Annotated in this window: 22 protein-coding genes, 2 pseudogenes and 2 riboswitches; of the genes and pseudogenes, 13 read left to right on the top strand and 11 right to left on the bottom strand. The window is 54.7% G+C overall.

Features of this window, described 5'->3' with window-relative positions; genetic code table 11:
* Window positions 1–15: 15 nt before the first annotated feature.
* Window positions 16–1965 (top strand): PhoX family phosphatase, encoded by a 1950-nt coding sequence (locus EKL30_RS01365; RefSeq protein ID WP_126705978.1) that lies wholly within the window; start codon window positions 16–18, stop codon window positions 1963–1965.
* A gap of 22 nt (window positions 1966–1987) precedes the next feature.
* On the opposite strand, the gene EKL30_RS01360 is transcribed toward EKL30_RS01365, so the two are convergent.
* Window positions 1988–3283 carry a hemolysin family protein gene (locus EKL30_RS01360; RefSeq protein WP_126705396.1) on the bottom strand — a complete coding sequence of 432 codons (1296 nt, stop codon included), beginning with the start codon at window positions 3281–3283 and terminating at the stop codon, window positions 1988–1990.
* Window positions 3284–3552: 269 nt separating this feature from the next.
* Here EKL30_RS01360 and EKL30_RS01355 point away from each other — a divergent pair, with 269 nt between their 5' ends.
* The gene (locus tag EKL30_RS01355) at window positions 3553–4533 is read left to right on the top strand and encodes a tripartite tricarboxylate transporter substrate-binding protein (protein WP_126705395.1); all 981 of its coding nucleotides are present in this window, start codon (window positions 3553–3555) and stop codon (window positions 4531–4533) included.
* Window positions 4534–4567: 34 nt separating this feature from the next.
* Here EKL30_RS01355 and EKL30_RS01350 read toward each other — a convergent pair whose 3' ends face one another.
* Together EKL30_RS01350 and EKL30_RS01345 are read right to left on the bottom strand one after the other, a co-directional pair.
* Window positions 4568–4765, bottom strand: a complete 198-nt coding sequence (locus tag EKL30_RS01350; RefSeq protein WP_126705394.1) for a hypothetical protein — start codon at window positions 4763–4765, stop codon at window positions 4568–4570.
* A gap of 96 nt (window positions 4766–4861) precedes the next feature.
* Entirely contained in the window at window positions 4862–5230 is a 369-nt protein-coding gene (locus EKL30_RS01345; RefSeq protein WP_126705393.1) for a translation initiation factor Sui1, read from the bottom strand.
* A gap of 177 nt (window positions 5231–5407) precedes the next feature.
* Between EKL30_RS01345 and EKL30_RS01340 the strand changes: the two genes are divergently transcribed.
* Window positions 5408–7066 carry an ABC-F family ATP-binding cassette domain-containing protein gene (locus tag EKL30_RS01340; RefSeq protein ID WP_126705392.1) on the top strand — a complete coding sequence of 553 codons (1659 nt, stop codon included), beginning with the start codon at window positions 5408–5410 and terminating at the stop codon, window positions 7064–7066.
* A 64-nt stretch (window positions 7067–7130) separates the two neighbouring features.
* Here the strand turns inward: EKL30_RS01340 and EKL30_RS01335 are convergent, their stop codons facing one another.
* Together EKL30_RS01335 and EKL30_RS01330 are read right to left on the bottom strand one after the other, a co-directional pair.
* Window positions 7131–8246, bottom strand: coding sequence for a PHB depolymerase family esterase (locus EKL30_RS01335; RefSeq protein WP_370246199.1), 1116 nt, complete (start codon window positions 8244–8246; stop codon window positions 7131–7133).
* 24 nt (window positions 8247–8270) lie between these two features.
* Complete coding sequence (locus tag EKL30_RS01330; RefSeq protein WP_126705391.1) at window positions 8271–8693, bottom strand: CopG family transcriptional regulator; 423 nt, start codon at window positions 8691–8693, stop codon at window positions 8271–8273.
* A 118-nt stretch (window positions 8694–8811) separates the two neighbouring features.
* On the opposite strand from EKL30_RS01330, the pseudogene EKL30_RS01325 reads away from it, so the two are divergent.
* Window positions 8812–9621 (top strand): annotated as a pseudogene (locus tag EKL30_RS01325) (NYN domain-containing protein); the annotation flags it as partial.
* 275 nt (window positions 9622–9896) lie between these two features.
* Complete coding sequence (locus EKL30_RS01320; protein ID WP_126705389.1) at window positions 9897–10316, top strand: hypothetical protein; 420 nt, start codon at window positions 9897–9899, stop codon at window positions 10314–10316.
* Here EKL30_RS01320 and EKL30_RS01315 read toward each other — a convergent pair.
* From EKL30_RS01315 to EKL30_RS01300, 3 genes are all read right to left on the bottom strand, one after another.
* Window positions 10313–10507, bottom strand: a complete 195-nt coding sequence (locus EKL30_RS01315; protein ID WP_126705388.1) for a DUF1059 domain-containing protein — start codon at window positions 10505–10507, stop codon at window positions 10313–10315. The genes EKL30_RS01320 and EKL30_RS01315 overlap by 4 nt on opposite strands.
* Window positions 10508–11300: 793 nt before the next feature.
* The gene (locus tag EKL30_RS01305; RefSeq protein ID WP_126705976.1) at window positions 11301–12599 is read right to left on the bottom strand and encodes an LLM class flavin-dependent oxidoreductase; all 1299 of its coding nucleotides are present in this window, start codon (window positions 12597–12599) and stop codon (window positions 11301–11303) included.
* Between the two features lie 53 nt (window positions 12600–12652).
* On the bottom strand, window positions 12653–13435 hold the full coding sequence (locus tag EKL30_RS01300; RefSeq protein WP_126705386.1) for a 3-oxoacyl-ACP reductase: 783 nt from the start codon (window positions 13433–13435) through the stop codon (window positions 12653–12655).
* Between the two features lie 44 nt (window positions 13436–13479).
* Window positions 13480–13584, bottom strand: a riboswitch (TPP riboswitch).
* A 75-nt stretch (window positions 13585–13659) separates the two neighbouring features.
* A riboswitch (TPP riboswitch) is annotated at window positions 13660–13768 on the top strand.
* A gap of 98 nt (window positions 13769–13866) precedes the next feature.
* Here EKL30_RS01300 and EKL30_RS01295 point away from each other — a divergent pair.
* The 8 genes and pseudogenes from EKL30_RS01295 (at window position 13867) to EKL30_RS01260 (ending at window position 22350) form a co-directional block, all read left to right on the top strand.
* Window positions 13867–15309, top strand: coding sequence for a sodium:solute symporter family protein (locus tag EKL30_RS01295; RefSeq protein ID WP_126705385.1), 1443 nt, complete (start codon window positions 13867–13869; stop codon window positions 15307–15309).
* A 129-nt stretch (window positions 15310–15438) separates the two neighbouring features.
* Window positions 15439–16146, top strand: coding sequence for a haloacid dehalogenase type II (locus EKL30_RS01290; RefSeq protein WP_126705384.1), 708 nt, complete (start codon window positions 15439–15441; stop codon window positions 16144–16146).
* A gap of 10 nt (window positions 16147–16156) precedes the next feature.
* Window positions 16157–16348, top strand: a pseudogene (locus tag EKL30_RS19050) (hypothetical protein); the annotation flags it as partial.
* Between the two features lie 62 nt (window positions 16349–16410).
* Complete coding sequence (locus EKL30_RS01280; RefSeq protein ID WP_199748450.1) at window positions 16411–17622, top strand: pyridoxal-dependent decarboxylase; 1212 nt, start codon at window positions 16411–16413, stop codon at window positions 17620–17622.
* Window positions 17619–17837 carry a DUF3820 family protein gene (locus EKL30_RS01275; RefSeq protein WP_126705382.1) on the top strand — a complete coding sequence of 73 codons (219 nt, stop codon included), beginning with the start codon at window positions 17619–17621 and terminating at the stop codon, window positions 17835–17837. Before EKL30_RS01280 ends, EKL30_RS01275 begins: the two co-directional genes overlap by 4 nt.
* A gap of 388 nt (window positions 17838–18225) precedes the next feature.
* Window positions 18226–20400 (top strand): TonB-dependent siderophore receptor, encoded by a 2175-nt coding sequence (locus EKL30_RS01270; RefSeq protein ID WP_158618369.1) that lies wholly within the window; start codon window positions 18226–18228, stop codon window positions 20398–20400.
* Window positions 20401–20542: 142 nt separating this feature from the next.
* On the top strand, window positions 20543–21223 hold the full coding sequence (locus EKL30_RS01265; RefSeq protein ID WP_126705380.1) for a Fe2+-dependent dioxygenase: 681 nt from the start codon (window positions 20543–20545) through the stop codon (window positions 21221–21223).
* Window positions 21224–21243: 20 nt separating this feature from the next.
* Entirely contained in the window at window positions 21244–22350 is a 1107-nt protein-coding gene (locus EKL30_RS01260; RefSeq protein ID WP_126705379.1) for an alpha-hydroxy acid oxidase, read from the top strand.
* Between the two features lie 7 nt (window positions 22351–22357).
* On the opposite strand, the gene EKL30_RS01255 is transcribed toward EKL30_RS01260, so the two are convergent.
* From EKL30_RS01255 to EKL30_RS01245, 3 genes are all read right to left on the bottom strand, one after another.
* Complete coding sequence (locus EKL30_RS01255; RefSeq protein WP_148105823.1) at window positions 22358–22801, bottom strand: hypothetical protein; 444 nt, start codon at window positions 22799–22801, stop codon at window positions 22358–22360.
* A 139-nt stretch (window positions 22802–22940) separates the two neighbouring features.
* Window positions 22941–23105, bottom strand: coding sequence for a DUF1328 domain-containing protein (locus EKL30_RS01250; RefSeq protein ID WP_126705377.1), 165 nt, complete (start codon window positions 23103–23105; stop codon window positions 22941–22943).
* A gap of 64 nt (window positions 23106–23169) precedes the next feature.
* The gene (locus tag EKL30_RS01245; RefSeq protein ID WP_126705376.1) at window positions 23170–23370 is read right to left on the bottom strand and encodes a CsbD family protein; all 201 of its coding nucleotides are present in this window, start codon (window positions 23368–23370) and stop codon (window positions 23170–23172) included.
* Window positions 23371–23395 lie beyond the last annotated feature (25 nt).

The following is a 23395-nucleotide window of genomic DNA, read 5'->3' as shown; positions in this document are numbered from 1 at the left end:
AAAGCGAACTGCACCATGTATACGTCACACCCGCAGGACACCGAAGACACGCCAACGAACCTCTCGGCCAATGAACATTTCCAGACTGTGGTCGCTCGCGCGGTCAGCCGTCGCGGCTTTTTGAAGTCCGGGCTAGGGCTATCGGCTGCAGTATTCCTGGCCGGCCCCTTGAGCGCCTGTAGCAGTGGCGAAGATCTATTCCGAAAACCGGAAAAAACATCATCACTGCTCGGTTTTGAAGCCATTCCCATTTCAACCGAGGACACCATGACGGTGGCTGCAGGATATACCGCGACCGTTTTTGCACCATGGGGTACGCCACTATTCGCAGGCGCCCCGGCCTGGAAAGCAGACGGCAGCGACACGGCCGCCGCCCAGGCTCGCCAAGTCGGCGACAATCATGATGGTATTCATTTCTTCCCCATAAACGGCAGCAGCACCGAGGGGCTGCTCGTCATGAACCATGAATACGCAACTGTTAAAGACGGCACCTACGCATGGCTTTTCGGTGCCAATGGCACGGAACCCTGGACGGCGGACAAGGCCGACAAGGCCATGAATGCTCACGGCGTCTCCGTCATACATATCGCGCGCAGCGGCGCGGGCAAGTGGGAGATCAAACTCGATTCCCGTTACAACCGCCGCATCACCGCTTCGACCGAAATTGAGCTTACGGGGCCTGCAGCTGGAACGGATCTGCTGAAGACCCGTGCCGACCCTTCAGGACGGCGGGTGCTGGGCACATTGAATAATTGCGGCAATGGCTGGACTCCTTGGAACACCTACCTGACCTGTGAGGAAAACTTCAACACTTATTTCGGCACCACTTCAGGCTCGGACACTCGTGACGCGGCGCAAAAGCGTTACGGGCTAATGCCCAAAGGTACCGAGTATCGTTGGGAGCAGTTCGTTGACCGTTTCGATTATGCAAAGGAAGCCAACGAATCCAACCGGTTTGGCTGGATTGTCGAAATTGACCCATTTGATCCCGGCTCAACGCCAAAGAAACGCACTGCACTAGGTCGTATCAAACATGAGAATGCCGCCTATGCGCTGACCGCGGATAAACATATCGTCGTCTACATGGGTGACGACCAGCGCGATGACTATATCTACAAATTCATCTCTGATGGCGTCTATCAAGAGGGTTCCGATAACGCCACGCTGCTGGATGCGGGCAAGCTGTATGTCGCAAGATTCAACGACGGGGCCGCCGCCGGCGACTTCATGGGTACGGGCGAATGGATTCTGCTAAGCAAGGCAGCCAACGCCACGTTGGCTGCCGATGGCCGATTCGCCAGCCAGGCCGAGGTATTGATCTACACGCGACTGGCAGCCGATGCCGTGGGCGCCACCAAAATGGATCGCCCTGAATGGGTGAGCGTCCACCCCACCAGCGGCGAAGTCTACGTAACGCTGACCAATAACGACAAGCGTACAAAAGCCGACGCCGCCAACCCACGTGCCGCAAATATCTACGGCCAGATCTTGCGATGGCGCGAGGCCGGCGCCGATGCTGCCGCCACCACATTCGAATGGGATCTATTCGTGCTGGCCGGCAACCCGGTCAAATACGCTAATCGCAACGACCTGCGATCCGGCTCGGCCAACATCACGCCTGATAACACCTTCAATAGCCCCGACGGGCTTGGTTTTGATCGCGCAGGACGCTTGTGGATCCAGACCGATGGCAAATACAGCAATACAGGTGAATATGAAGGCCAGGGTAATAATCAGATGCTCTGCGCCGATCCGGCCAGCAAGGAAATCCGGCGTTTCTTCGTTGGCCCTAAGGAGTGCGAAGTAACAGGCATTACTTTTACGCCAGACAGCAAGACCATGTTTATCAACGTCCAGCATCCTGGCGAAAAAGGAAATAGCCACTGGCCGGACGGTCCTGCGTCGTTGCCCCGCTCGGCCACCGTTATCATTACCAAGAATGACGGCGGCGTGATCGGCACTTAAGGCGGCCGGGCTGGTCGCTGAGCTACTTCGGCGTAATTCGTTTTACAAGCAACTGGTCGATGCGGTAATGATCCACATCGACCACTTCGAATTTTACGCCCGCGTATTCGACGCTATCCGTTGGCTTGGGCACTTTGCGCAGCATGAACATCATGAACCCCGCGGCGGTCTCGTAATTTTCCTCTTCAGGAAGTTGGTCGATTTCCATGGCTCGCTTGAGTTCCTGGATGGCCGTGGCGCCATCCACCAGCCACGATCCATCGTCACGCTCTAGAATCTGCTGATCTTCTTCTAATGAACTGCCCCAGTTCCCCATAACAGTGACCATGATATCGCTGAGGGTGATGACTCCGATGACTAGCGCATATTCGTTGATAACGACGGCAAAGGTTTCTTTTGAAGCACGAAATTTATCCAGAAGCTCGGAAAGCTTCAACGTGTCGGGAATGATCAGTACCGTGCGCAGGCTCGCCTCGTTGATCTGAAATGAAGACTGCTTATTTAGCCAAAGAACGAGGATGTCTCGTGTGTCGACGTAGCCAATCACATGATCGATAACGCCGTCACATACGGGAAACTTCGAATAAGGATGCAGCGCGATCTTCCGGCGGATGCTTTCTTCTGGCTCGTTCAGGTTGATAAACACAATACTGTCCCGGCTGGTCATACAAGAAGAAACCAGTCGCGACTCGAGCTCGAACACGTTCTCGATAAAGTGTTGTTCTTGTTTCTGCAGTACACCGGCCTGCGCCCCGGCCTCGACAACCGCCGATATATCGTCAAAGGTTATGTTGTCCTCTCGCGCGGTGTTCACGTTAAAAAGTCGGAACAACAAGTTTGCCACTAGATTTAAGACGTAGGAAAACGGTTTGCATAACCGGATAAAAACATTGATGGGATTGATCACGGCAACCGCGAAGCGCTCGGGCGCCATCATTGCAAGACGCTTGGGCATCAGGTCTGAGAACAAGACAAACAACAGGGTGACAAAAATGAACGACAGCACAAAGCTGATGTCTTCGGCCCAGGAACCCGTGTAAACATGGCTTAATAAGCTTAGGAAATAGGGTCGAAAAGCCGCTTCGCCAAGAATACCGCCCAGTATGGCGACGGCGTTCAGGCCAATTTGAGACGCGGCAAAAAAGCTTGCCGACTGCGCCTGTATGGCCATGACTTTTAGCGCGCGGGCGTCGCCCGACTCGGCAAGCAGCTTAAGCTTGATTTTCCGGGCCGCCGCGAGGGCGATCTCGGTTAAAGAAAGAAAACCGGCGGCCAGCACCAGTATCACCAACACCACAATACTTTGGACTAACGTCACGAAACTTCCCTTTATGCAATGCGCACCAAAGTATAAATACCATATGGATACTGTCAACTACAGCAGTGTTTATTCGGGCCGCATGACTCTTGCTTGTTTCCGAGCTGCTAACTACGGTTTAGGCAAGCCGTTCCATATTGAATAAGCTACCCTTTGTACGATTTGAATTGCCGAAATGTCAAAAGACATGAACAATATGTCGCCAAGCTATGTGAGCACAACTTCCGCCACATGTGAATTCAACAGCTTCTGATAATCAGGTGAGACAAATGGCTTTTTATAAATCAATGGTTTTTACGCTTACGGCTGTATCAATGGCTTTCGCGAGCAGTAGTCAGGCCGCTGACTACCCTACTCGCGCCATATCCTTGGTCGTACCCTTTGCTGCCGGCGGGCCTACCGACGTCGTCGCCCGTACGCTAGGGGCAGAAATGAGCAAGGTGTTGGGGCAACCCATTGTCATAGAGAACAAACTGGGCGCGGGCGGCACGGTGGCCGCGGCTCACGTCGCTAATGCAAAACCCGACGGATATACTTTTTTTATTCATCACAATGGCATGGCGACCGCCACCGCCCTGTATCCAAATCTTAAGTATGATCCCCTGCAAAGCTTTGAATACATCGGAGAAGTCGTCGACGTTCCGATGACGGTACTGGGTAGCAAAGACTTCCCGCCCAACAACATGCAGGAATTCATCGAGTACGCCAAGAAAAATAGCGAAAAAATCAATTTGGCCAATGCTGGCCCAGGTGCCGTCTCGCAACTGTGCGGTTCGCTATTGCAACAAGCACTTGGGGTGAAATTTACGACGATTCCCTATCAGGGAACCGCGCCCGCCATGTCGGCGCTTTTGGGCAAACAAGTGGATGTCTTGTGCGACCAAACCACACAGACTATTCCGCACATTGCTGCAAAAAGCGTCAAGTTCTACGGCGTGACCACGCTCAATCGCATCCAGAAGCTGCCGGACGCCCCGACGCTCGACGAACAAGGCCTGAAAGGTTTCGAGGTTAAAGTGTGGCACGGCATTTACGCGCCTAAAGGTACGCCTGCAGAGGCCCTGACAAAATTCAACGGCGCACTGAAAACCGCGCTTAAATCACCTGCATTCACCGAAAGAATGGCCGCCTTGGGCGCCGAGATCGTTAGTGAAGAAAGACAAACTCCAGAGTCGCTGAAGAAATGGGTCAAATCCGAAATTGACAAATGGACCCCGATTCTGAAAGCAGAAGGCATGAGCGTCAACTAATCGGACGGCTCTTGCCCACAAGGAAGCGCCCGCTTTAGTTGAGCGCTTCCTTGGCCGCCTCTTCAGGGGTTAAACCGTTATAAAACAGATCGGTAAACCATTCGGCCTCTTCTTCGATATGTTCTTGTGCCTGGCGCGGCGTTGCGCCCGCCGCCACCAATAAGCCTTCGACTTCAATACACCACTCGATTAGCGCCACTTCATCTGGATCCGGCGCGCCTTTCTTTTTCATAGCAATTCCTTTGATCGAACTTATGCCCTGCCGGCATGGGTAACTTCTTTTGTAAGGGTAGTACCCTTAACAGCAGAATCATACCGAATCCTTTCGCTAACCACCCGCGCGTTTGACGACCCAGCGCAGCGCCAGTTTTGGCATTACAACATCTCGATGATCGCCCTGGATCTCGATAATGCCCTCTTTAACCGTACCGCCCGAGCCACAGGCGGCCTTAAGCTGCTTTCCCAGTTCGGCCAACTCAAGATCGCCCAGCGGAACGCCCTTGATTACCGTAACGCCCTTACCTCGTCGACCTTTGGTTTCGAGCGAGACGCGCACGATGCCGTCAGACGACGGAAGCTTTCTGGCAGTGCGACATGTGCAGTCGGCTATCGCTTGACTGCAAACCGGGCACATCCGACCGGTCTCTGTCGAGTAGACCAGGGAGCTGCTACGACGTTTGTTTCCTGTACTGGCCATCAATATGTTGCCTCGGTAAGCGCGGCTATGGAGAAATGATAATTGTATGCTGCTCGTTGCTATGCCGTTTCAGGCACGTAACCGGAACCGCGCAGAACAATCTCGGGTGCTACAATTCTTGCCCTTCAGGCGACTCTCGACTACCTGCTTCAACCTCCCCCGCAAAATGCAGATCCAATGATTATTCTTAAGAACGTGACCTTGCGTCGCGGCAGTAAAGTATTGCTCGACAAAACTTCAGTCACGCTTAATCCTGGCGAAAAAGTAGGTTTGGTGGGGCGCAATGGCGCCGGCAAATCGTCGCTATTTGCCGTACTCAACGGCAGTCTGCATGAAGACAGCGGAGAATTCTCCATACCTGCGCAGTGGCGTATGTCGCAAGTTGCGCAAGACATGCCTGAAACCGATCAAAGCGCCACTGACTTCGTGGTTGAGGGCGATACACAATTGCTGGCTGCCCAATCGGCGGTGACGGCTGCGGAGACGAGCGACGATGGCATGGAAATGGCCCATGCTTATATGGCGTTGCATGATGCGGGCGCACACGATGCGCCGGCGCGGGCACAGGCCCTGATTCTGGGACTGGGTTTTAGTGTTGCCGAGCTTGATAATCCCGTTAACAGTTTTTCGGGCGGATGGCGCATGCGGCTGCAACTGGCGCGCGCGTTGATGTGTCCGTCGGACTTGCTCCTACTGGACGAACCGACCAATCACTTGGATCTGGATGCGCTCGTTTGGCTGGAGGCGTGGCTGAAAAACTACGCCGGCACCATGGTGGTCATCAGCCACGATCGCGAGTTTCTGGACGCGGTAACCGGCGTCACCCTGCATATTGATCAGAGCAAGCTCGTACGCTACGGCGGCAATTACAGCAAATTTGAAGACATGCGGGCCGAGCAAATGCTGTTGCAGCAGGCGGCCCATGCAAAGCAGCAGGAAAAAGTCGCACACCTGCAGAAATTCATCGACCGTTTCAAGGCCAAGGCCAGCAAGGCCAAGCAGGCGCAAAGTCGTGTCAAGGCCCTGGAACGCATGGAAAAGATCGCTCCTATCCTTGCAGACGCCGATTTTCAATTCGAGTTCAAAGAGCCACTTAGCCTTCCCAATCCGATGCTGTCGATGTCGGATGCGACTTTCGGTTATCCGCCACCCGAGGACGCGCCGGCCGGAACTCCTGCAACGGTCATCGTACAGAAGGTCAACCGTTCAGTGCTGGCGGGCCAGCGTATCGGTATTCTCGGCGCCAATGGTCAGGGTAAATCGACCCTGGTCAAAACCGTTGCAGGGGCCCTTCAAGCCATTTCCGGTGAAATCATCACGGGCAAGGGCTTGAATATTGGCTACTTCTCGCAGCAAGAACTCGACGTCTTGCGCCCGGCAGACAACCCGCTCGACCACATGATCCGGCTCGCACGCGATACACCGGCGGGCGTACGCCCCAGTGCAATGGACTGCCGCGAGCAAGGCCTGAGAAATTTCCTGGGCACGTTCAATTTCGGCGGCGACATGGTCAAGCAGTCCGTGGGCAGCATGAGCGGCGGCGAGAAAGCCAGGCTGGTGTTGTGCATGATTGTCTGGCAACGCCCTAACTTGCTGCTGCTTGACGAGCCAACCAATCACCTGGACTTGGCGACCCGTGAAGCGTTAAGCGTCGCGCTTAACGAATTCGAAGGTTCCGTGATGCTGGTCAGTCACGATCGTGCCTTGCTGCGTTCGGTATGCGACGAGTTCTGGCTAGTGTCGCGCGGCGGTTTAAAAGACTTCGATGGCGACCTGGATGATTACCAAGTCTACTTGCTTGAAGAAGCCCGCCGCCAGCGGGAAAAAGCACGCTGATTCAGGGCCGGACCGTGCACTGGTCGGTTATGGCGGCATACACGGTATTCGGCCCAGCGCAGCGTCAATTGATCGTATGACTACGCGGGTGAGCGAGGAAGAAGCGCAGCATCTCGATACTGGCGTCAGGGCCTTGTGGGTCGGTGTACGACCCGTTAGCGCTACCGCCCGACCAGGCATGCGCGGCCCCATGCACGACCCAGTGCTCTGCGACTACCCCGCCATCAGATCCCCGATGCACTCGCCGCGTATAGGAACGGCTTCCTCGAGTTTTGACCCGGTCCTCTTCGAATTTTGCTTTTGATCCCGCCGCCGCCACAATAATCTGTTCACCATTGCCATGGTGCACCGTCGCATCGGCGTCCCCATGAAAAACAATGGTCGGTACACCACTGGCGTTGGTGAAAGGCTTAGTACTGCCTCCTTTCATGGCGCTCAGTGCCGATGGCAAATCTGACGCACTGCCCGCAGCCAGTCCGGAATGTACGCCGATCGCGGCATATAGTTCTGGGTAGGTTTCGCCCATGATCGCCGCCATGGCTCCGCCTGCGGAAAGTCCCGCAATGTAAATTCGATCAGCATCAATCGAATGATTTGCCATGACATCGCGCGTCATGCCGGCTATCAAAGCGGGTTCGCCTCGACCGCGCCGTTGATGGGTATGTTTAAACCAATTCCAGCACCCCTGCGGATTGGCGCGCCTTGATTGTGCGGGATACAGAACAAAGAAATCTCGTTCCTGCGCCACGTCGTTCATTTGAGTGCCCACAGCAAAATCATCCGGATTCTGGGTGCAGCCATGCAACATGACAATCAGCGGCAACGGGCGAGTGCCGGCGCCAGGAGGAATGTAGAGTTTGTAATCACGGCGGCCTGTGCCCTCGCCATAATGACCAGCAACGAAACGGCCAGCGCGCGGCGGGGCTTTATAGGCAGGGCTTGGGCGCGCCTGCTCCAGGTCCGGCGCGGGGGCCATGTCGTGGAATGAAGTCGAGGAATGGGCGTCATTTACCTCGCGCATTTCGACATCGATTATCTCGCCGGCCTCGTCGGCGGGGCGTTCGGGCGGAGTTCCTTGGCCCAATGCTGCCTGTATAGCAGCCGTTGCCGCTTGGAGCTTACCCGCCTGTGTCAGGCGCGTCGCTTGGGTCATGAGATCGCGGAAATCGAATTTCAACATGGTTATCTCGATATAAAAGTTGAGTCAGTGAATGCGCCCGGCAAGCGCCGCCTTGACTTCCGGGCTGGCATGTAGCGCGCCCAGAACGGTGAGCGACTCAATGGTGGCGAGCGCAAGCTCGGGCGTTACGTCGGGAGCGATAGTTGCTAGCCCTAGCACGCGAATTTGCAAGGTTTCCCCGGAAGCCTGGACGGCGCGCAGATCGGTCGCGGTGTAGTGCTGTATTCCAAGCACCAGTGTTTTGCGAGACACCACCTGGCGCACGACATCAGCGTGGGCCGCCAGTTGATTTCGGATGGCGGTCCGGATCATGTCGGTACGATTAGCATAAAAGCCCTCCTGTACCAGCAATTCAATTTGGCCCAAATCGACCGGCCCGAGATTAATGGTGATTTTCTCGTCGACCGGCTTGGGAGCGGAAACTTTGGCGGCATTTTTTGTAGACATAAACCATCCTACCACCATCCGGTTGGATGGTGCAATAGTTTTTTTAAGGAGAATTACGGCATAGCAATCTGATTCGAGGCATTATGGCCAGACAGTTCCGTGTTCAGGGAGAACAACCATGGCCAATCAGCCAGAGAATGTCAGCATGGCGTTATTTTGCGACTTTGAAAACGTGGCGTTGGGCGTGCGTGATGCCCGCTATCAAGAATTTGACATCAAACCCGTTCTGGAAAGACTGTTGCTCAAAGGCAGCATCGTGGTCAAGAAGGCTTATTGCGATTGGGAACGCTATAAGGGCTTCAAAGCGACCATGCATGAAGCAAACTTCGAACTCATCGAGATCCCACATGTTCGCCAGTCAGGAAAAAACTCTGCGGACATTCGTTTAGTGGTGGATGCCCTTGACCTGTGCTACACCAAAGCACACGTCAATACGTTTGTCATCATCAGTGGCGATTCTGATTTCTCGCCGTTAGTCTCGAAACTACGCGAGAACGCCAAGCAGGTAATCGGGGTCGGCGTCAAGCAATCGACATCCGATCTGCTTATCGCAAACTGCGATGAATTCATCTTCTACGACGATCTGGTGCGGGCTTCCCATGAAGTCAGCGACAAACCGGCGACCAAAGACGTGCAAACCGATACGGCGCCGCCCGCGACTGCCAAAAAGCGCAGTCCGGAAGAGCTTCAGGCACTAAAAGTAACCGCCATTAAAATTGCCGCGGATACTTTCGACGCTCTGTTATCCGAACGCGGCGATGGAGGAAAAATCTGGGCGTCAGCACTGAAGCAGGCGATCAAACGCCGCAAGCCCGACTTCAACGAGTCGTACTATGGCTTTCGTGCCTTCGGTGATTTACTGGAAGAAGCCCAATCACAAAAGTTTTTCGAGATTGGAAGGGATGAGAAGTCAGGCACTTACGTCTATAGCGGCCAAACCACTAAAAACACTGAAGCGCCTGCCAAGGCGCGGCGCGGCCGCAAGATAGCAGATAAGGAAGGCAGTGCCCCCGTAAAAACGGCAAGCACCGAGAAAACGCGCACAAGGAAAGCAGCAAGAAACCCCACCCGCGCGGTTCGAAAGCCGTCGGAATAATCAGGCTTGATGACTTCGCCTTGCAATAAGTTCTAATCAGACTTGCTGATAACCCATAACCCTATGGCAGAACGTCAGTTTCAGCGAGCCCCTAAAAGGTCTATGTAATGTTCTTCACCCTCTTGCTTGGCACCTTCGCCATCGCGGCGCTGGTTTCACTGCTCGTCGTCCGTATCTTTAGCAAACCTGTCAGTCTGATTCTTGACCGTATTATTCAGGACAAGATCTCCTCCGCCTGGTCCCGATACATTACCTTCGCAGCATTTGTCGTAGGAATTTCTGGCGGTGTACGTGTATACGAGCTAGAACGCTATATTGCGCCCGTGCAAAAAGATATTGTCCCCTTGATGCTGACTCCAGAACGCTGGGTTCTGGAAATTTATCGCACTATTATCGAGTGCCTCCAGAGCATGGCGTGGATGTATCTCCTTGTGTTTGTGTTCGCGCTTATTGCGTACGTAATCGTTAAGGCAAGCGAGCTAAAGCATCGACGCCATGAAGCCGGTGAGAAAATCTCAAAGAGTTAATTCGGGGGGCTACCTTCTTTCAGGGATTGCTTCACCTGTTCCCGAAGTTCCGGGGAATCCTTGTGGCCGTGCACCGCTACAGCGTGTTGTACTGCCGCTTCCACAAGCTCCGACTCGTTATCGGCCGAAATAGCGACAGAGCAATTCATTTCGCTGGGAAATTCACGGCAATCGATGTATTTGCGTACCATGGTGTCCTCCTGGTCATGAGAGTTGCTACGCGGGATAGCTGGCATGCCAACTAATGTCCTCTATGAAAATGACCTCCATAACCCCCATGCCAGCCGCCATGGCCGTGATGGTACCCGCCGCCCCACCAACCATAGCCAAAATTGAAGTAGACCGGTGGACCGATATACCGGGGGTAGACATAAACGGGCGGTGGCACGTAAACCGGGCCCGGAGCCACGTAAACCGGTGCGCTGCGGGAATAGTAATAGGCTGGCGTGCTGTCATAGACTGCACACCCCCCCAGCAATGCCAGAAGCGTCGCGCCAAGGGCCAATCGCAGCGCCGTATAACGGGTAATCTTCATAGTGAAAATTAGACATGGCCACACTAACTTGGTTCACTTGCCGCAATGACTTTATTTCTGCAAGGCGGTTGACTAGCAGAGATGAACTGCAGGCCTTTCACTGCAGTCGGCGCTGGTATAGTTAGTATGCATAAACGCCTGCTCAGGCTGCGTATCTTCGGCTGAAGCAAGCCTCAAACCCTGAGATTTTGCTTGCTCAATCAACTGCATGGACAACGGATTCATTGTGCTGATGCCGAAATGCCGGGCCGAATCTTCCAGCAGTTTCGCGACCCTAATATTCAAGACAGTGCTCCTTCAAAGAATGGCTGAAGAACAAATAAAGATGTGCTAAGACAGCATTGCATTCTGAGTCTTTCGATTCGTTGCTGCCATAGGGCCTACGGCCTATAAGTTGTTCTTTCGCCAAGCTGCCCATGCCGACTTTTTAACCGATGAAGATGTCTATTTCATGACGTGATCGCTTCGCCAGGACGCTGCAAGCCTAAATGGCCCCGCAAAGTGTAAGAATCATAGTCCTCGCGAAACACGCCGCGCCGTTGCAGGACGGGAATGACATAGTCCACAAAATCGTCAATGCCGCCAGGCAATGAGGGCGGCATCAGGTTGAACCCGTCGGCCCCTTCGTTCAGCAACCACCGCGCCATTTCGTCGGCTATTCCTTCTGGAGTGCCGACCATGGTGCAATGTCCTCCTCCAGCGGCCAACCGACCTAAAAGCTGTCTCAAGGTTGGACGTTCAGCTTCAATAATACGCAGCACGGTGGCATAACGCCCTTTAGGGCCTGCGAACTGATCGAGCGGCGGCAACGCGGGAACTGCGGAGTCCAGGTCCCATCCGATGCAGTCCTGGCCTATGTACAGACTCAGTTGCCGCAGCGCATCTTCGGACGGCAATAGCTCGTCGAGTTCGCGTTGTTTCGCCCGGGCCTCCGCGTCAGTTGACCCAACATACGTCACAAGGCCCGGCATAATGGGAACGGCGTCCGACCTGCCGGCAGCACGCACGCGCTGCTTGATATCACGATAATATTCTTGAGCGGAAGGCAAGTCGTAAGCGACTGCATAAATCGCCTCTGCACGGCGCGCGGCAAGATCCCTTCCCTGATCCGAAGCGCCGGCCTGGAATAGTACTGGGTGACCCTGGGGTGGGCGCGGTATCGTCAATGGTCCATCTACCCGGAAGTGCTCTCCTTTATGGTTGATTGGACGCACCCTATTTTTATTCGCGTAGGCGCCCTGCCGATTTAATTGCAGCGCATCATCGCCCCAGGAATCCCATAAACGCAGCACCACATCAATAAACTCTTCTGCACGGGAGTAACGCCAGGCGTGGTCGGGCATGGCATCGAAACCATGGTTTCTGGCCTCCGCATCAAACATCGAGGTGACCACATTCCAGCCCATCCGTCCTTGGGAGATATGATCCAGCGATGCGACCAGACGTGCCGCGTGAAATGGCGTATAAAACGTGCTGGAAACAGTACTGATCAGACCGATGCGCTCGGTCGCGCGACTCATGGCCGCCAACGCCGTCAAAGGCTCCAGAAACCACCTCGGCCCATCCGTGACGTTATCGGCGGATTGGCCGTCAGCAAAGAACACCGCGTCCAGCTTGCCGCGTTCAGCCGTCTGCGCCAGTTGTTCAAAATAACGAATATCGCCCACGCGTTCCACTGCAGAATCGGGATGCCTCCACGCTGCTCGGTGGTGGCCACAGCCGAAAATGAACAGATTAATATGCATCATCCGCTTTGCATCACCGCTGTGGACCTTGCTTGATCCGCTTGCATAAATTGCCATTAATTTTTCACCAGTCCACCATCGACCACGAGGTTTTGCCCGGTTACAGAGCGCGACCATGGCGAAGCAAAAAACAAGACCGCGTCGGCAAATTCCTGTGGTGTGGTAACTCGGCGCAGCGGCGTGCTGGCAGCGATCAAATCAAAGACTTCCGGTGGCGTTGCGGAAGAAGCATCGGTAGTACGCAATAGCCCTCCAGAGACCATATTCACGGTAATGCCATGCGGTCCGAGATCATGAGATAACGTCCGGGTCAACGACAGCAAGGCGGCCTTGGCGGCCGTGTAATCATGATAGGGAACGACCGGGTTCTGAAAAAGATTGGTACCGATATTGATGACTCGGCCAAATTCCAACGCCTGCATGCCCGCCATCGCTGCTTGCGTCGTATTCAGGGCGCCGCGAACAATGCCCTCGAATTGCTGATGCATATGTTCCCAGGTCAAGGCGTCAGCATGAGGGCGTAGCTCGCCGTTGAACGAAAACGTAGGCAGCGCGTTATTCACCACGGTAGCGATCGCTCTGCCGAAATGGTCTTGTGCCCGGGCCACCATCGTTTGCACAGCGGTTTTATCCGTCACGTCGGCTTGCAGGGCGATCGCCTGCCCCGGCGCGGTGGCAGCCAGTTCCTGGGCTTTCTCGGCACTCTTCAGGTAATTGATGACTACGCAAGCGCCTTCGCGAAGAAATGCACGCACGAGCTGCTCGCCCACACCGCGGCCGCCTCCTGTGACGAGAACGAGTTGTTGGCTGATGGGAATTACTGTTGTGCTGTTGTGCATGGCTAGCCTTCGAAAACGGCGAAGGTATGCGTGCGCGGCGCCGTGCGCCGTGATGCTGACATCCCTTCGCCAGCATGAACTGGATCAGGTTCGACGGGTGTTATCTCAGCCCCTGGCAATAACGCTTTGGGGCACCCCGTGCCGTAAGCAGAAACCATAGCATATAAGCCGATACCAGCCCAGATGATTTATTGACAATGCTGCGCCACTGTCATAAGCTTTGCGCCTGTTCCTGGGGGAGCCTGAATCAGGCTGAGATTCCGCAAGTAATTGCGGTAACCCTTTGAACCTGATCCGGGTAATGCCGGCGAAGGGAAGGAAATCCAGCATTTCTCGTCGTCTTTCCTTCCATCATTACGTTCCTGCGCAGCCATCATTTGGCATGCGTGACGATGATCATTACGTCCGGCCCACCGGAACCCAGGAAAGAAATGCTCGCGAGTTCATCAACCATATTGTGGCTACTACTGTTTTCAGGCTTTTTTGCTGTAGCAGGGGTCCTATATGCCCGGCACGACCGAGGAAGTCTCGAAGACTACGTCGTGGCACGCAACAGCCAAAGTGCTATTGCAACCTTATTAACCTTGCTTGCCTCGACATTGGGTGCGTGGATTCTATTCGCGCCGGCGCAAGCGGCGACCTGGGGAGGGTTGGCGGCCGTAATTGGGTATGCACTTGGCGCGATGTCGCCCCGATTACTGATGATTCCCTTGGGCAAGCGCATGCGCGAGTTGATTCCACAGGGGCACACCCTGACCGAGTTCGTGATTATCCGCTACGGAAGGGGTATGTATGGCTTGACCTTGCTCATCATGCTGTTCTTTATGTTTATTGCGTTAACCGCCGAAATAACCGCCATTTCCAAGTTGGTGGCATTGCTTGCGCCCGTCCCGCTTTGGGTAACCGCGGCGATCGTGATGGGCGCCACATTGTTGTACACCTCGTACGGTGGAATTCGCGCCTCTATTTTCACCGACAAGGTGCAGATGCTGGTCATCGTACCGCTGCTGGCCTTGCTTGCAATACTGGGATGGCGGGCCGCCGGGGGAATCGCACCCGCCGTTACTGGTTTGCAGGCGAACGCACCGCAGTTGCTTAATCTTGCCGATCCTACCGGCATCAAGGCGGGCCTGACATTTTTCGTGGCGATCCTGTTGACGGGGCTATTTCACCAAGGCAACTGGCAGAGGGTTTACGCCGCTCGCGATACGCGCACCATGCGTAACGGTTTTCTGTTGGGCGGTTTACTGGCTGTGCCGGTAATTTTCATGATGGGACTATTCGGCCTTGCCTTCGTTGGCCTGGGCTTTCAAGGTGACAGTTCGGTCGCACTGTTCAGTGTGATATTGCCGCATGTGCCAGAGTGGTTCGCCATCAGCTTGATTCCCTTGGGATTGGCACTGGTCATGAGCACCGCCGATACAGTCATCAGCGCCGTCTCGAGCATCATTGCGGTTGATATGCGCCGTTTGCTTCCGAGGGCTGAAAAATCAACGCTGATGGGACTATCTCGCTGGCTTATTTTCCTGCTGGCCATCCCCGTCATGATTGCGGCGGCTCAGGGCTACAGCGTACTGTATCTTTACCTTTTAGCCGACCTGTTCTGTTCAGCGGCGGCTTTTCCCGTATTTTTTGGCTTATTTAATCGCCGCTACGACGGTGGCACAGCGGTAACCAGTACGATCTTTGGCCTGGCCGCCGGCTTGGCTCTATTTCCGCTGCCCGGCGAAAAGCTTGAATACCTGCTGGAGTCTTTCTTGCTTGCCGCCTTGGTTCCCGTTGCTGTTTCAGCGCTGCTCATGCAGTTTAGACGTCCGCTTCCTCATTTCGACTTCGCGCATTTGAATGCCTCGATTCGTAGCCTGGACGACTAAACGCGAAGCCCTGGATATGGCGCGGTTTGCATCAAAATTTCGGAGTACCGATGGCAACACGGCCGGCAAGCCGCTGAAACCACGCGTTATGATCGATGCTTCTCGACATGAACTGGACGGAAGAACAGCATGAAAGCCTTTTGTTTCGATGTATTTGGAACCGTCGTCGACTGGCGCACGGGAATTGCTCGCGAAGCCACCGCATTCTTCGACCGTCACGGCCTTTCGGCATGCAATCCGTACGACTTCGCCGATGTCTGGAGACGCTTATACCAGCCTTCCATGGAAGATTGCCGTGCTGGCAGGCGGCCATTCACCAAACTGGATATCTTGCACCGCGAAAATCTAGACGCCGCACTGAACGCCTGTGGAATCGACCCGAACGACTTTCAAACCACCGAGCTGGATCAGCTTAATCATGCATGGCACCGCCTTGACCCATGGCCGGATGTGATCGACGGCCTGACGCGACTGAAAGCCGGCTATATCATCGCGCCTGCCTCTAACGGCAATGTTTCCCTTCTGCTGGATATGGCTAAGCGCGCGGGTCTTCCGTGGGACTTGATCCTGGGCGCTGAAGTTACGCAGGCTTACAAGCCGTCTGCACCCGCGTATACAAGAATGGCAGATTTGCTGGATCTCCATCCAAATGAAATTTGCATGGTCGCCGCTCACAACGACGATCTGCAGGCTGCGCGACGTTGCGGCTTAACCACCGCCTTCGTACCGCGCGTTACCGAGCACGGAGACGGTCAATCCATAGACCTGTATCCGTCGCAGGAATGGGACATTATCGCTACCGACTTCAACGATCTGGCGGATAAAGCAGACTATTAACGGGGATTTACCTGCTGGCGGCATCTACTATGGCGGCGACTATGCCTTTTACAACGCTTCGTTCTTCGATCCGGCCGATGAAATGGGCGTTTTAGTGGCGATGCTATCCGTTACCGGCATCGTAATCCGGGAGCGCAAGCGGGCGTTGACGCAGGATTCAGTCATCCAAACTGCAAGCGTTATCGACGACCTTACCCGCTGAGCGCTTAGCGAAGTGTCGGACCGATATAATAAGTTTGGCATATCGCCCGAAAGGATCGCTTGGTGGATAAAGATTTTACTGCTGACCCGCAGGGGCTGCGTCTTGCGGTGGACCTTCTGCAAGGAAACCATTCCAGCGTAGAGCCAATAGATCTACCTGAAGCGCTCCCCGAAACCGGGTCCGATGTTTATGCCCTATTGAATGGCCTTGCACCGCACGTATTAGGAAAGGCGACCCGCTTGGGCGATGCCACTGCCTTCGCCCATATGGATCCGCCGACACCCTGGATCACATGGGCCACGACACTCTGGAATGCGTCGCTTAATCAGAACTTGCTGCACCCGGCCACAGCGCCGGTAGCGCGCGACATCGAAGAACGCATCGTAAAGTGGCTTGTGCCGTTCTTCGGAATGAACGGCGGCCACATGACTCCCGGCTCGACGCTGGCCAACCTGACTGCACTGTGGGCCGCGCGCGAATGTGCCGGCGTGCAAGACGTGGTGGCTTCGGACAATGCCCATCTTTCTATCGCGAAGGCGGCCCATATCCTGGGCCTGAATTTTAAGACAATACCAACGGATCGATACGGTGCATTGGTTACTGACGTGTTGCCAGAAAATTTACGTCGCACAGCGCTGGTACTGACCGCAGGGACAACCGGTACTGGTTTGATCGACCCTTTGCACCTTGCCGGCAAGGCAGCTTGGACACATATCGATGCGGCTTGGGCGGGCCCTTTGCGCCTAAGCTCGCATGCATCGCGTCTGGCGGGAATCGAGAATGCTGACTCCGTAGCCGTTTCGGCACATAAATGGCTTTTTCAGCCCAAGGAATCTGCACTCGTCATGTTTCGCGATGTGGACAAAGCGCAGGCTGGCATCACTTTCGGCGGCAATTATCTGGCCGTGCCCAATGTTGGAGTTCTGGGATCGCATGGCGCAACGGCGGTACCTTTGCTCGCAACGCTTCTTGCCTGGGGCCGTCAAGGACTGGCGACACGCATCGAACACTGCATGACGCTTGCCGAGCAACTGGGCGAATTCCTTCAGAACGATATGCGTACCGAAATTTTGTTACCTCCCCAGACGGGAGTCGTCGTATGGCGTCCAAAAGATACACAACAATTTGATCTCACCCTGCGACGGTTGCCCCCGGGTCTCGTCTCAACGACGCGAATCGCCGAAGAGCGTTGGTTCCGATGTGTAGCAGCCAATCCCAACGCCGACATTCATTTGCTGACGCATTCAATTCTCCAGGCCCTTGACCAGAAATGAATCCCGATGACCTCGAGCTCTTGGTAACGCGGACCATGCCCTATGGCAAGTACAAGGGCCGGATCATTGCCGACCTTCCCGGAAATTACCTGAACTGGTTCGCACGCGAAGGCTTTCCGGCCGGAGAAATTGGCCGTTTGCTGACGTTGATGCAAGAAATCGACCATAACGGACTGACGCCGCTATTGGCGCCTTTGCGCAAGCCCCGGCCTTAAACCAGATTGCTCAGGCTGCGCGATGACCCCGACGGAACTGTGGTCCGAGCACAACATTTCCATTACGTTCTGCGATTTATCCTGACATTTGGCCAAATTCCAAATAAGAATAGGTATCATTTGCTTTCGCGTTACAGAAGCTTTGTTGTGCCGCTCGCCCGGTACAAGCTGGCAAACATGTTCCCGTGAAATCACCGCGCTCTGCAGTAGCGCCAGTCGGACCTTACGGTCCGACGTCGTTTTCGCGCGCACTCACTTTACTTATGCATGGAGAAGTTTGATGTACGATTACCGCAACGACCGTCCACCCCAGCGCCCTAGCCTTTTTTATATGGCTATTTGCAGCGCGTTGGCAGTGCCTTCTTTTGCAAGCGCACAAGAGGCCGGCGTGTCACAGCTAACCCCCGTCAAGGTTCAGGGCTCCGCACCTGCCTTTAAGCCGGAAGCGGTTCAATCGGTAAAGTTCAAGGCGCCATTGCTGGACACCCCGCAAACCATCAACATTGTGCCTTCGGAAGTACTAAAGCAACAAAGTGCGCAAAGTTTGCAGGATGTGCTTAGCAATGTACCCGGCATCACTTTTTCGTCTGGAGAGGGTAACGCGGGCTGGGGCGATATGTTCACCATTCGGGGCTTTTCGGCCGAGCAAAGCGTTACGGTCGACGGCGTGCGTGACAGCGCCCTGACGAGCCGCAACGACATGTTCAACGTTGAACAAGTCGAGGTTTATAAAGGCACGGGTTCTATAGAGTCTGGTGTTGCGTCCATTGGCGGTTCGGTCAACCTGGTTTCCAAGACCCCTAAACTTGATAAGTTTTACGACTTCAACGTTGGCATCGGAACCGATAGCTACCGACGAACGACTGCTGACTTGAATCAGCAGATCGGCGAAACGTCGGCCTTCCGCCTGAACGCCATGTACCACGAAAACGATGTCGCCGGCCGCGGACCGACCAATATGGACCGCTGGGGTATTGCGCCATCTTTTTCGTGGGGATTGGGCACGCCTACTCGTATCACAGCCTCGTACTTCTATCAAAAAGACAAGAACACACCGGATTTCGGCTTGCCGCTGGATCGAAACGGCAAACGCATGCAGCACATCGACAAAGATTTCTGGGGTGGTTTGGACAACGCCGATATTGAAGAAACTGAGAGTAATAGCGCGACCTTGCGCGTCGAACATGACTTCAATAGTAAGACCTCGATCCGCAACCAGACCCGATGGTCTGAGACCAAGCGCTTTACCTATCTGACAACAGGCGGACGCCTGCTGAATGTACCCGCCAATTCTCAGCCGGGCGCCATAGTCGCCACTGGAAACAGCAATTACTGGGGCTATAACGCGACGGGAAGCGAAACCTACCCTAGCGGCTTCCTCGCCGCTCCACGGCTGAACAATGCCAATTCCTATAAAGGCACGATCGTCGCCAACCAGACCGACCTGGATCTGGATTTCAATACCGGCAATGTCCGGCACCAGATGGTTACGGGTGTAGAGTTTTACGAAGAGAGCTATCGCAAAGAGCCCTTCAGCCACAATCTGCCAAGCTTTACCGGAAAACGGGTTATTGACGTCCGCAATCCTGACACAAACTACCAGGGCAGATGGGCGCGCACAAGCAGCACAGATGAAAGTGGCGCCAAGGTCACCAACGTGGGCCTTTATGCCTACGATCAGATTACATTGAACCAGAACTGGGAAATAGCCGCTGGCCTGCGCTACGATAATTACAACGTCAAATGGTACGGTGCCAATGGATCCCCTCTGGCAGACGAGCAAAACGAAGGGATCTGGAGCGGACGACTGGGCGTGGTCTACAAACCGGTCGACTACGGCAGTATTTATCTTTCTTACAGCGAAGCATCTCAGCCTTCGGCAGCGGCCGCGGCATCGCGTAGCGGTGGCGGTAGCACTACCGCCGACTACTCGCCAGGCAAGGCAAGAACCTGGGAGTTAGGAAGCAAGTGGGATCTTCTTGATGAAAAGCTATCGCTTACGGGCGCCATATTCCAGATTGAACGCAGCAACCCGACCGATACCGATGAATTCAATGTCGTCACGCAGACCAGCGCAAAAGAACGCGTCCGAGGCTTCGAATTCGGACTGGCTGGAAATATCACGCCAAAATTGTCGACATACGGCGGCTTCACCGTGATGGACAGCAAAGTGCTGGAAAACTCGGAAGAGCCGTGGCAAGAAGGCGGCAAGATGAAGAACGTGCCTAACGTCACCTTCAACACATGGACCAACTACACCTTCAATTCGCAGTGGGACGCGGGCGTGGGTGCTCAATACATCGGCAAGCGGCGCTTTGTGGCGGGCAATACCGTATCGGGCGCAGGGGGTCATACTGCCGACGTCTATATGCCCAGCTTCTGGCTCTTTAATGCGGCAGTGGGTTACAAAATCAACAAGAATCTTAGTCTGCGCTTGAACGTGAACAATATTTTCGATGAGTTCTACATATCGCGCGGTACGGCCAGCTCGGATGGTTTTCAGTTGTATGGTGTTCCTGGCGCGGGCCGTACATTGATTCTTAACGCTGAAGCCCGCTTCTAACGCTTCGATCTTCTCTGAAGCACTGGTATCTGACTAAGAAACCGTTCCCGTGTAAGCGGGAACGGCTAAGATAGTGGATTAGAAAGTTGGTCAGTTAAACCGCTCTGCGTAGCGGTTTTTCTTGTTTGGCAAGGGGGTTTTTATGATGTTGAAAATTGCCGATGTTCTTGACGCGGATCAGGTTCGGCAATGTCGCCAGGCGTTGGAGCAGGCAGAATGGACAGATGGGCGCGCGACAGCGGGGCATGTCGCCGTCAAGGCCAAGAATAATCTGCAATTGCCGCTGGACCATCCGGTGGCTCGGCAACTCGGCGAGTTTATTCTTGGCATGCTGAGTCAGAATTCCGCTTTTATCTCTGCGACGTTGCCGTTGCGCATCCTGCCGCCACGATTTAACCGCTATGAAGGTGGTGGCGATTATGGCTTCCATATCGATAACTCCATTTTTGGCGTGCCGGGCACCCACAAACGGATACGCACTGATATATCGAGCACTCTTTTTCTCAGCGATCCCGACGAGTATGAAGGTGGCGAGCTTGTCGTAGAAGACACCTACGGTAGTCACACCGTAAAACTTCCCGCCGGACATCTGGTGGTCTATCCCGGCGCCAGCCTGCATCGGGTAACGCCCGTAACCAGAGGTACGCGTTATGCCTCATTCTTCTGGACGCAAAGTTTGATTCGCGAAGATAACCGCCGCTCTCTACTATGGGAAATGGACAGCGCCATTCAGAACGTAAGCAGGTCCATGCCCGATCACGAGTCCATCCCTCAGCTGACGGGGGTGTACCACAACCTGATCCGCGAATGGTCGAACACGTAGAATGAACCGCAGAACCATCCATGCGCCCTGAGTTTTTATCCCCCCTGATGCGAATTCCACCCGATATCGTATCAGTTGCCGATTACGAGTCGTTGGCCTGCAAGCACATGTCCGCGTCTGCCTGGGCCTATATAAGCGGCGGTGCCGCCGATGAAGTGACCTTGGCCGAAAACCATGCCGCATTCACCCGCCTGCGCTTGAAGCAACGGGTTCTGGCCGACCTTGACGGCGCTAATTCGCGGGTAACGATCTTAGGCGACACGTTCGAATATCCGATTCTTCTGGCGCCTGTCGCGTATCAGAAGCTCGCCCATCCCGAGGGAGAGCGTGCAACGGCTTTGGCTGCATCGGCCCTGCAGGCGGGCATGGTGGTCAGTACGCAGGCTAGCACCACCCTTGAAGAGATCGCTGCAACGGCGCGTGCTCCTATCTGGTTCCAGCTTTACCTACAATCCGATCGGGAACATACCCGGACTCTGGTGCGTCGCGCCGAAGAGGCAGGCTATCGGGCATTGGTTGTAACCGTAGACGCCCCGGTAAACGGCATTCGAAATCGAGAGCAGCGCACAGGATTCACGCTACCTTCTGAGGTCGCCGCCGTCAATCTGCGCGGAATGCGACCGCTTGCTGCCCACACCGCCCAGGCCGGCGCAAGCCCATTGTTTGGCGGTCCGCTGCTGTCCAGCGCTCCCACCTGGGAAGACGTTGAGTGGCTGATGGGTCTCACGTCATTGCCTGTATTGCTGAAAGGCATCACGACCGATTCAGATGCCGTACTTGCGGTCAATTGCGGAGCTGCCGGGATTATTGTTTCCAACCATGGGGGTCGAACGCTGGATACCCTGCCCGCGACCATCGACGCCCTTCCGGCCGTCGTCAGAGCGGTAGACGGGCGCGTGCCGGTACTTCTGGACGGTGGAATACGGCGCGGCACCGACGTCTTCAAGGCGCTCGCCTTGGGCGCCACCGCCACGCTGATCGGGCGACCGTATATTTATGCTTTAGCGGTGGCAGGTGCGCCGGGGGTCGCCCATGTGCTACATATATTGCGCACCGAACTTGAGGTCGCCATGGCCTTGACCGGCCGGCCAACAATAGGGGATATTGACCTGTCCGCGATCTGGTAGCGGCAATTTACGATGCGTACCAGACGATCACGCTGCCTTTAACAAACACGGGCGACGGAAGCGGACCGTCTTTATCACCCACCGCCGTGTGCACAAGATATACCGGTTTGTCGGCCTCGAAGCCATTGAACTGCTTTATATTCAGGCTGCTGCCGCCCATTAGCACGCAGTGGCTCATGTCATTCCAACACAACCGCGTTTCCACCCGCGCATCGCCATTATAGGAACGCGAGGCATATATATTGGTTATCCGAGAACCCGGCGCGAGGACGGCCGTCGCAGCATAGGTGGTGATAACGTCAACGTTTTTCCGGTTAATGGCTATGCTGACTTTTTCCATAGTCCAGGAAAAATTGCCCGCATAGGCGACAGTGCCACAAACCGCCATGAAGATGGCGCTGACTGCCTTGATTGTTGCGTATCCGTGCACGTCGATATCCGTGAAAGTCAAAGCGCCAGTTTAACCTTGCGCTAAAAAGTAACCAGCCAAAAGAAAGGGCTTGCACGCCAATATTGGCGTGCAAGCCCTTGATCCTACGCAGCTACCTTACTATGCCCGATGCTCGCGGGCCAAGTCGGCAGCGTCGCGATTAACGTTTTCGAAAAATGTTGCTTAACAAAGCAAGTACAGCGAGCACTAGAAATACAAAAAACAGGATTTGAGCGATAGAGGACGCCCCGGCAGCTATGCCACCAAAGCCTAATACCGCGGCGATTATCGCAATTACAAAAAATACCACAGCGTAATAAAGCATAGCGTTTCCCCTGTTAATTTTCTTTGGTAAAGCTTAGTTGTCACGGCTTGGAATTCAGCTATCGTCAGCGGTTTCTATCAAAAAAATCCTTCACTTCGAGTTCTGCCTGTTCCCTTGTACGGCCATACCTTTCCTGGATCAGCCCGGCCAGACGTTCTGCATTCCCGTTAACTTTTGCGAGATCATCATCGGTCAGGTCGCCCCATGCCGCCTTTGCCTTACCCGTAAGCTGTTTCCATTGACCTTCAAGAGTATCTTTATTCATGCTCTAGCTCCTTAAAACATTGGAA

The sequence above is a fragment of the Candidimonas sp. SYP-B2681 genome (assembly GCF_003971065.1).
GTDB lineage: Bacteria > Pseudomonadota > Gammaproteobacteria > Burkholderiales > Burkholderiaceae_B > Pollutimonas.
Note: the sequence above shows the minus strand (reverse complement) of the source record. Positions and strands in the feature narration are given on the sequence as shown.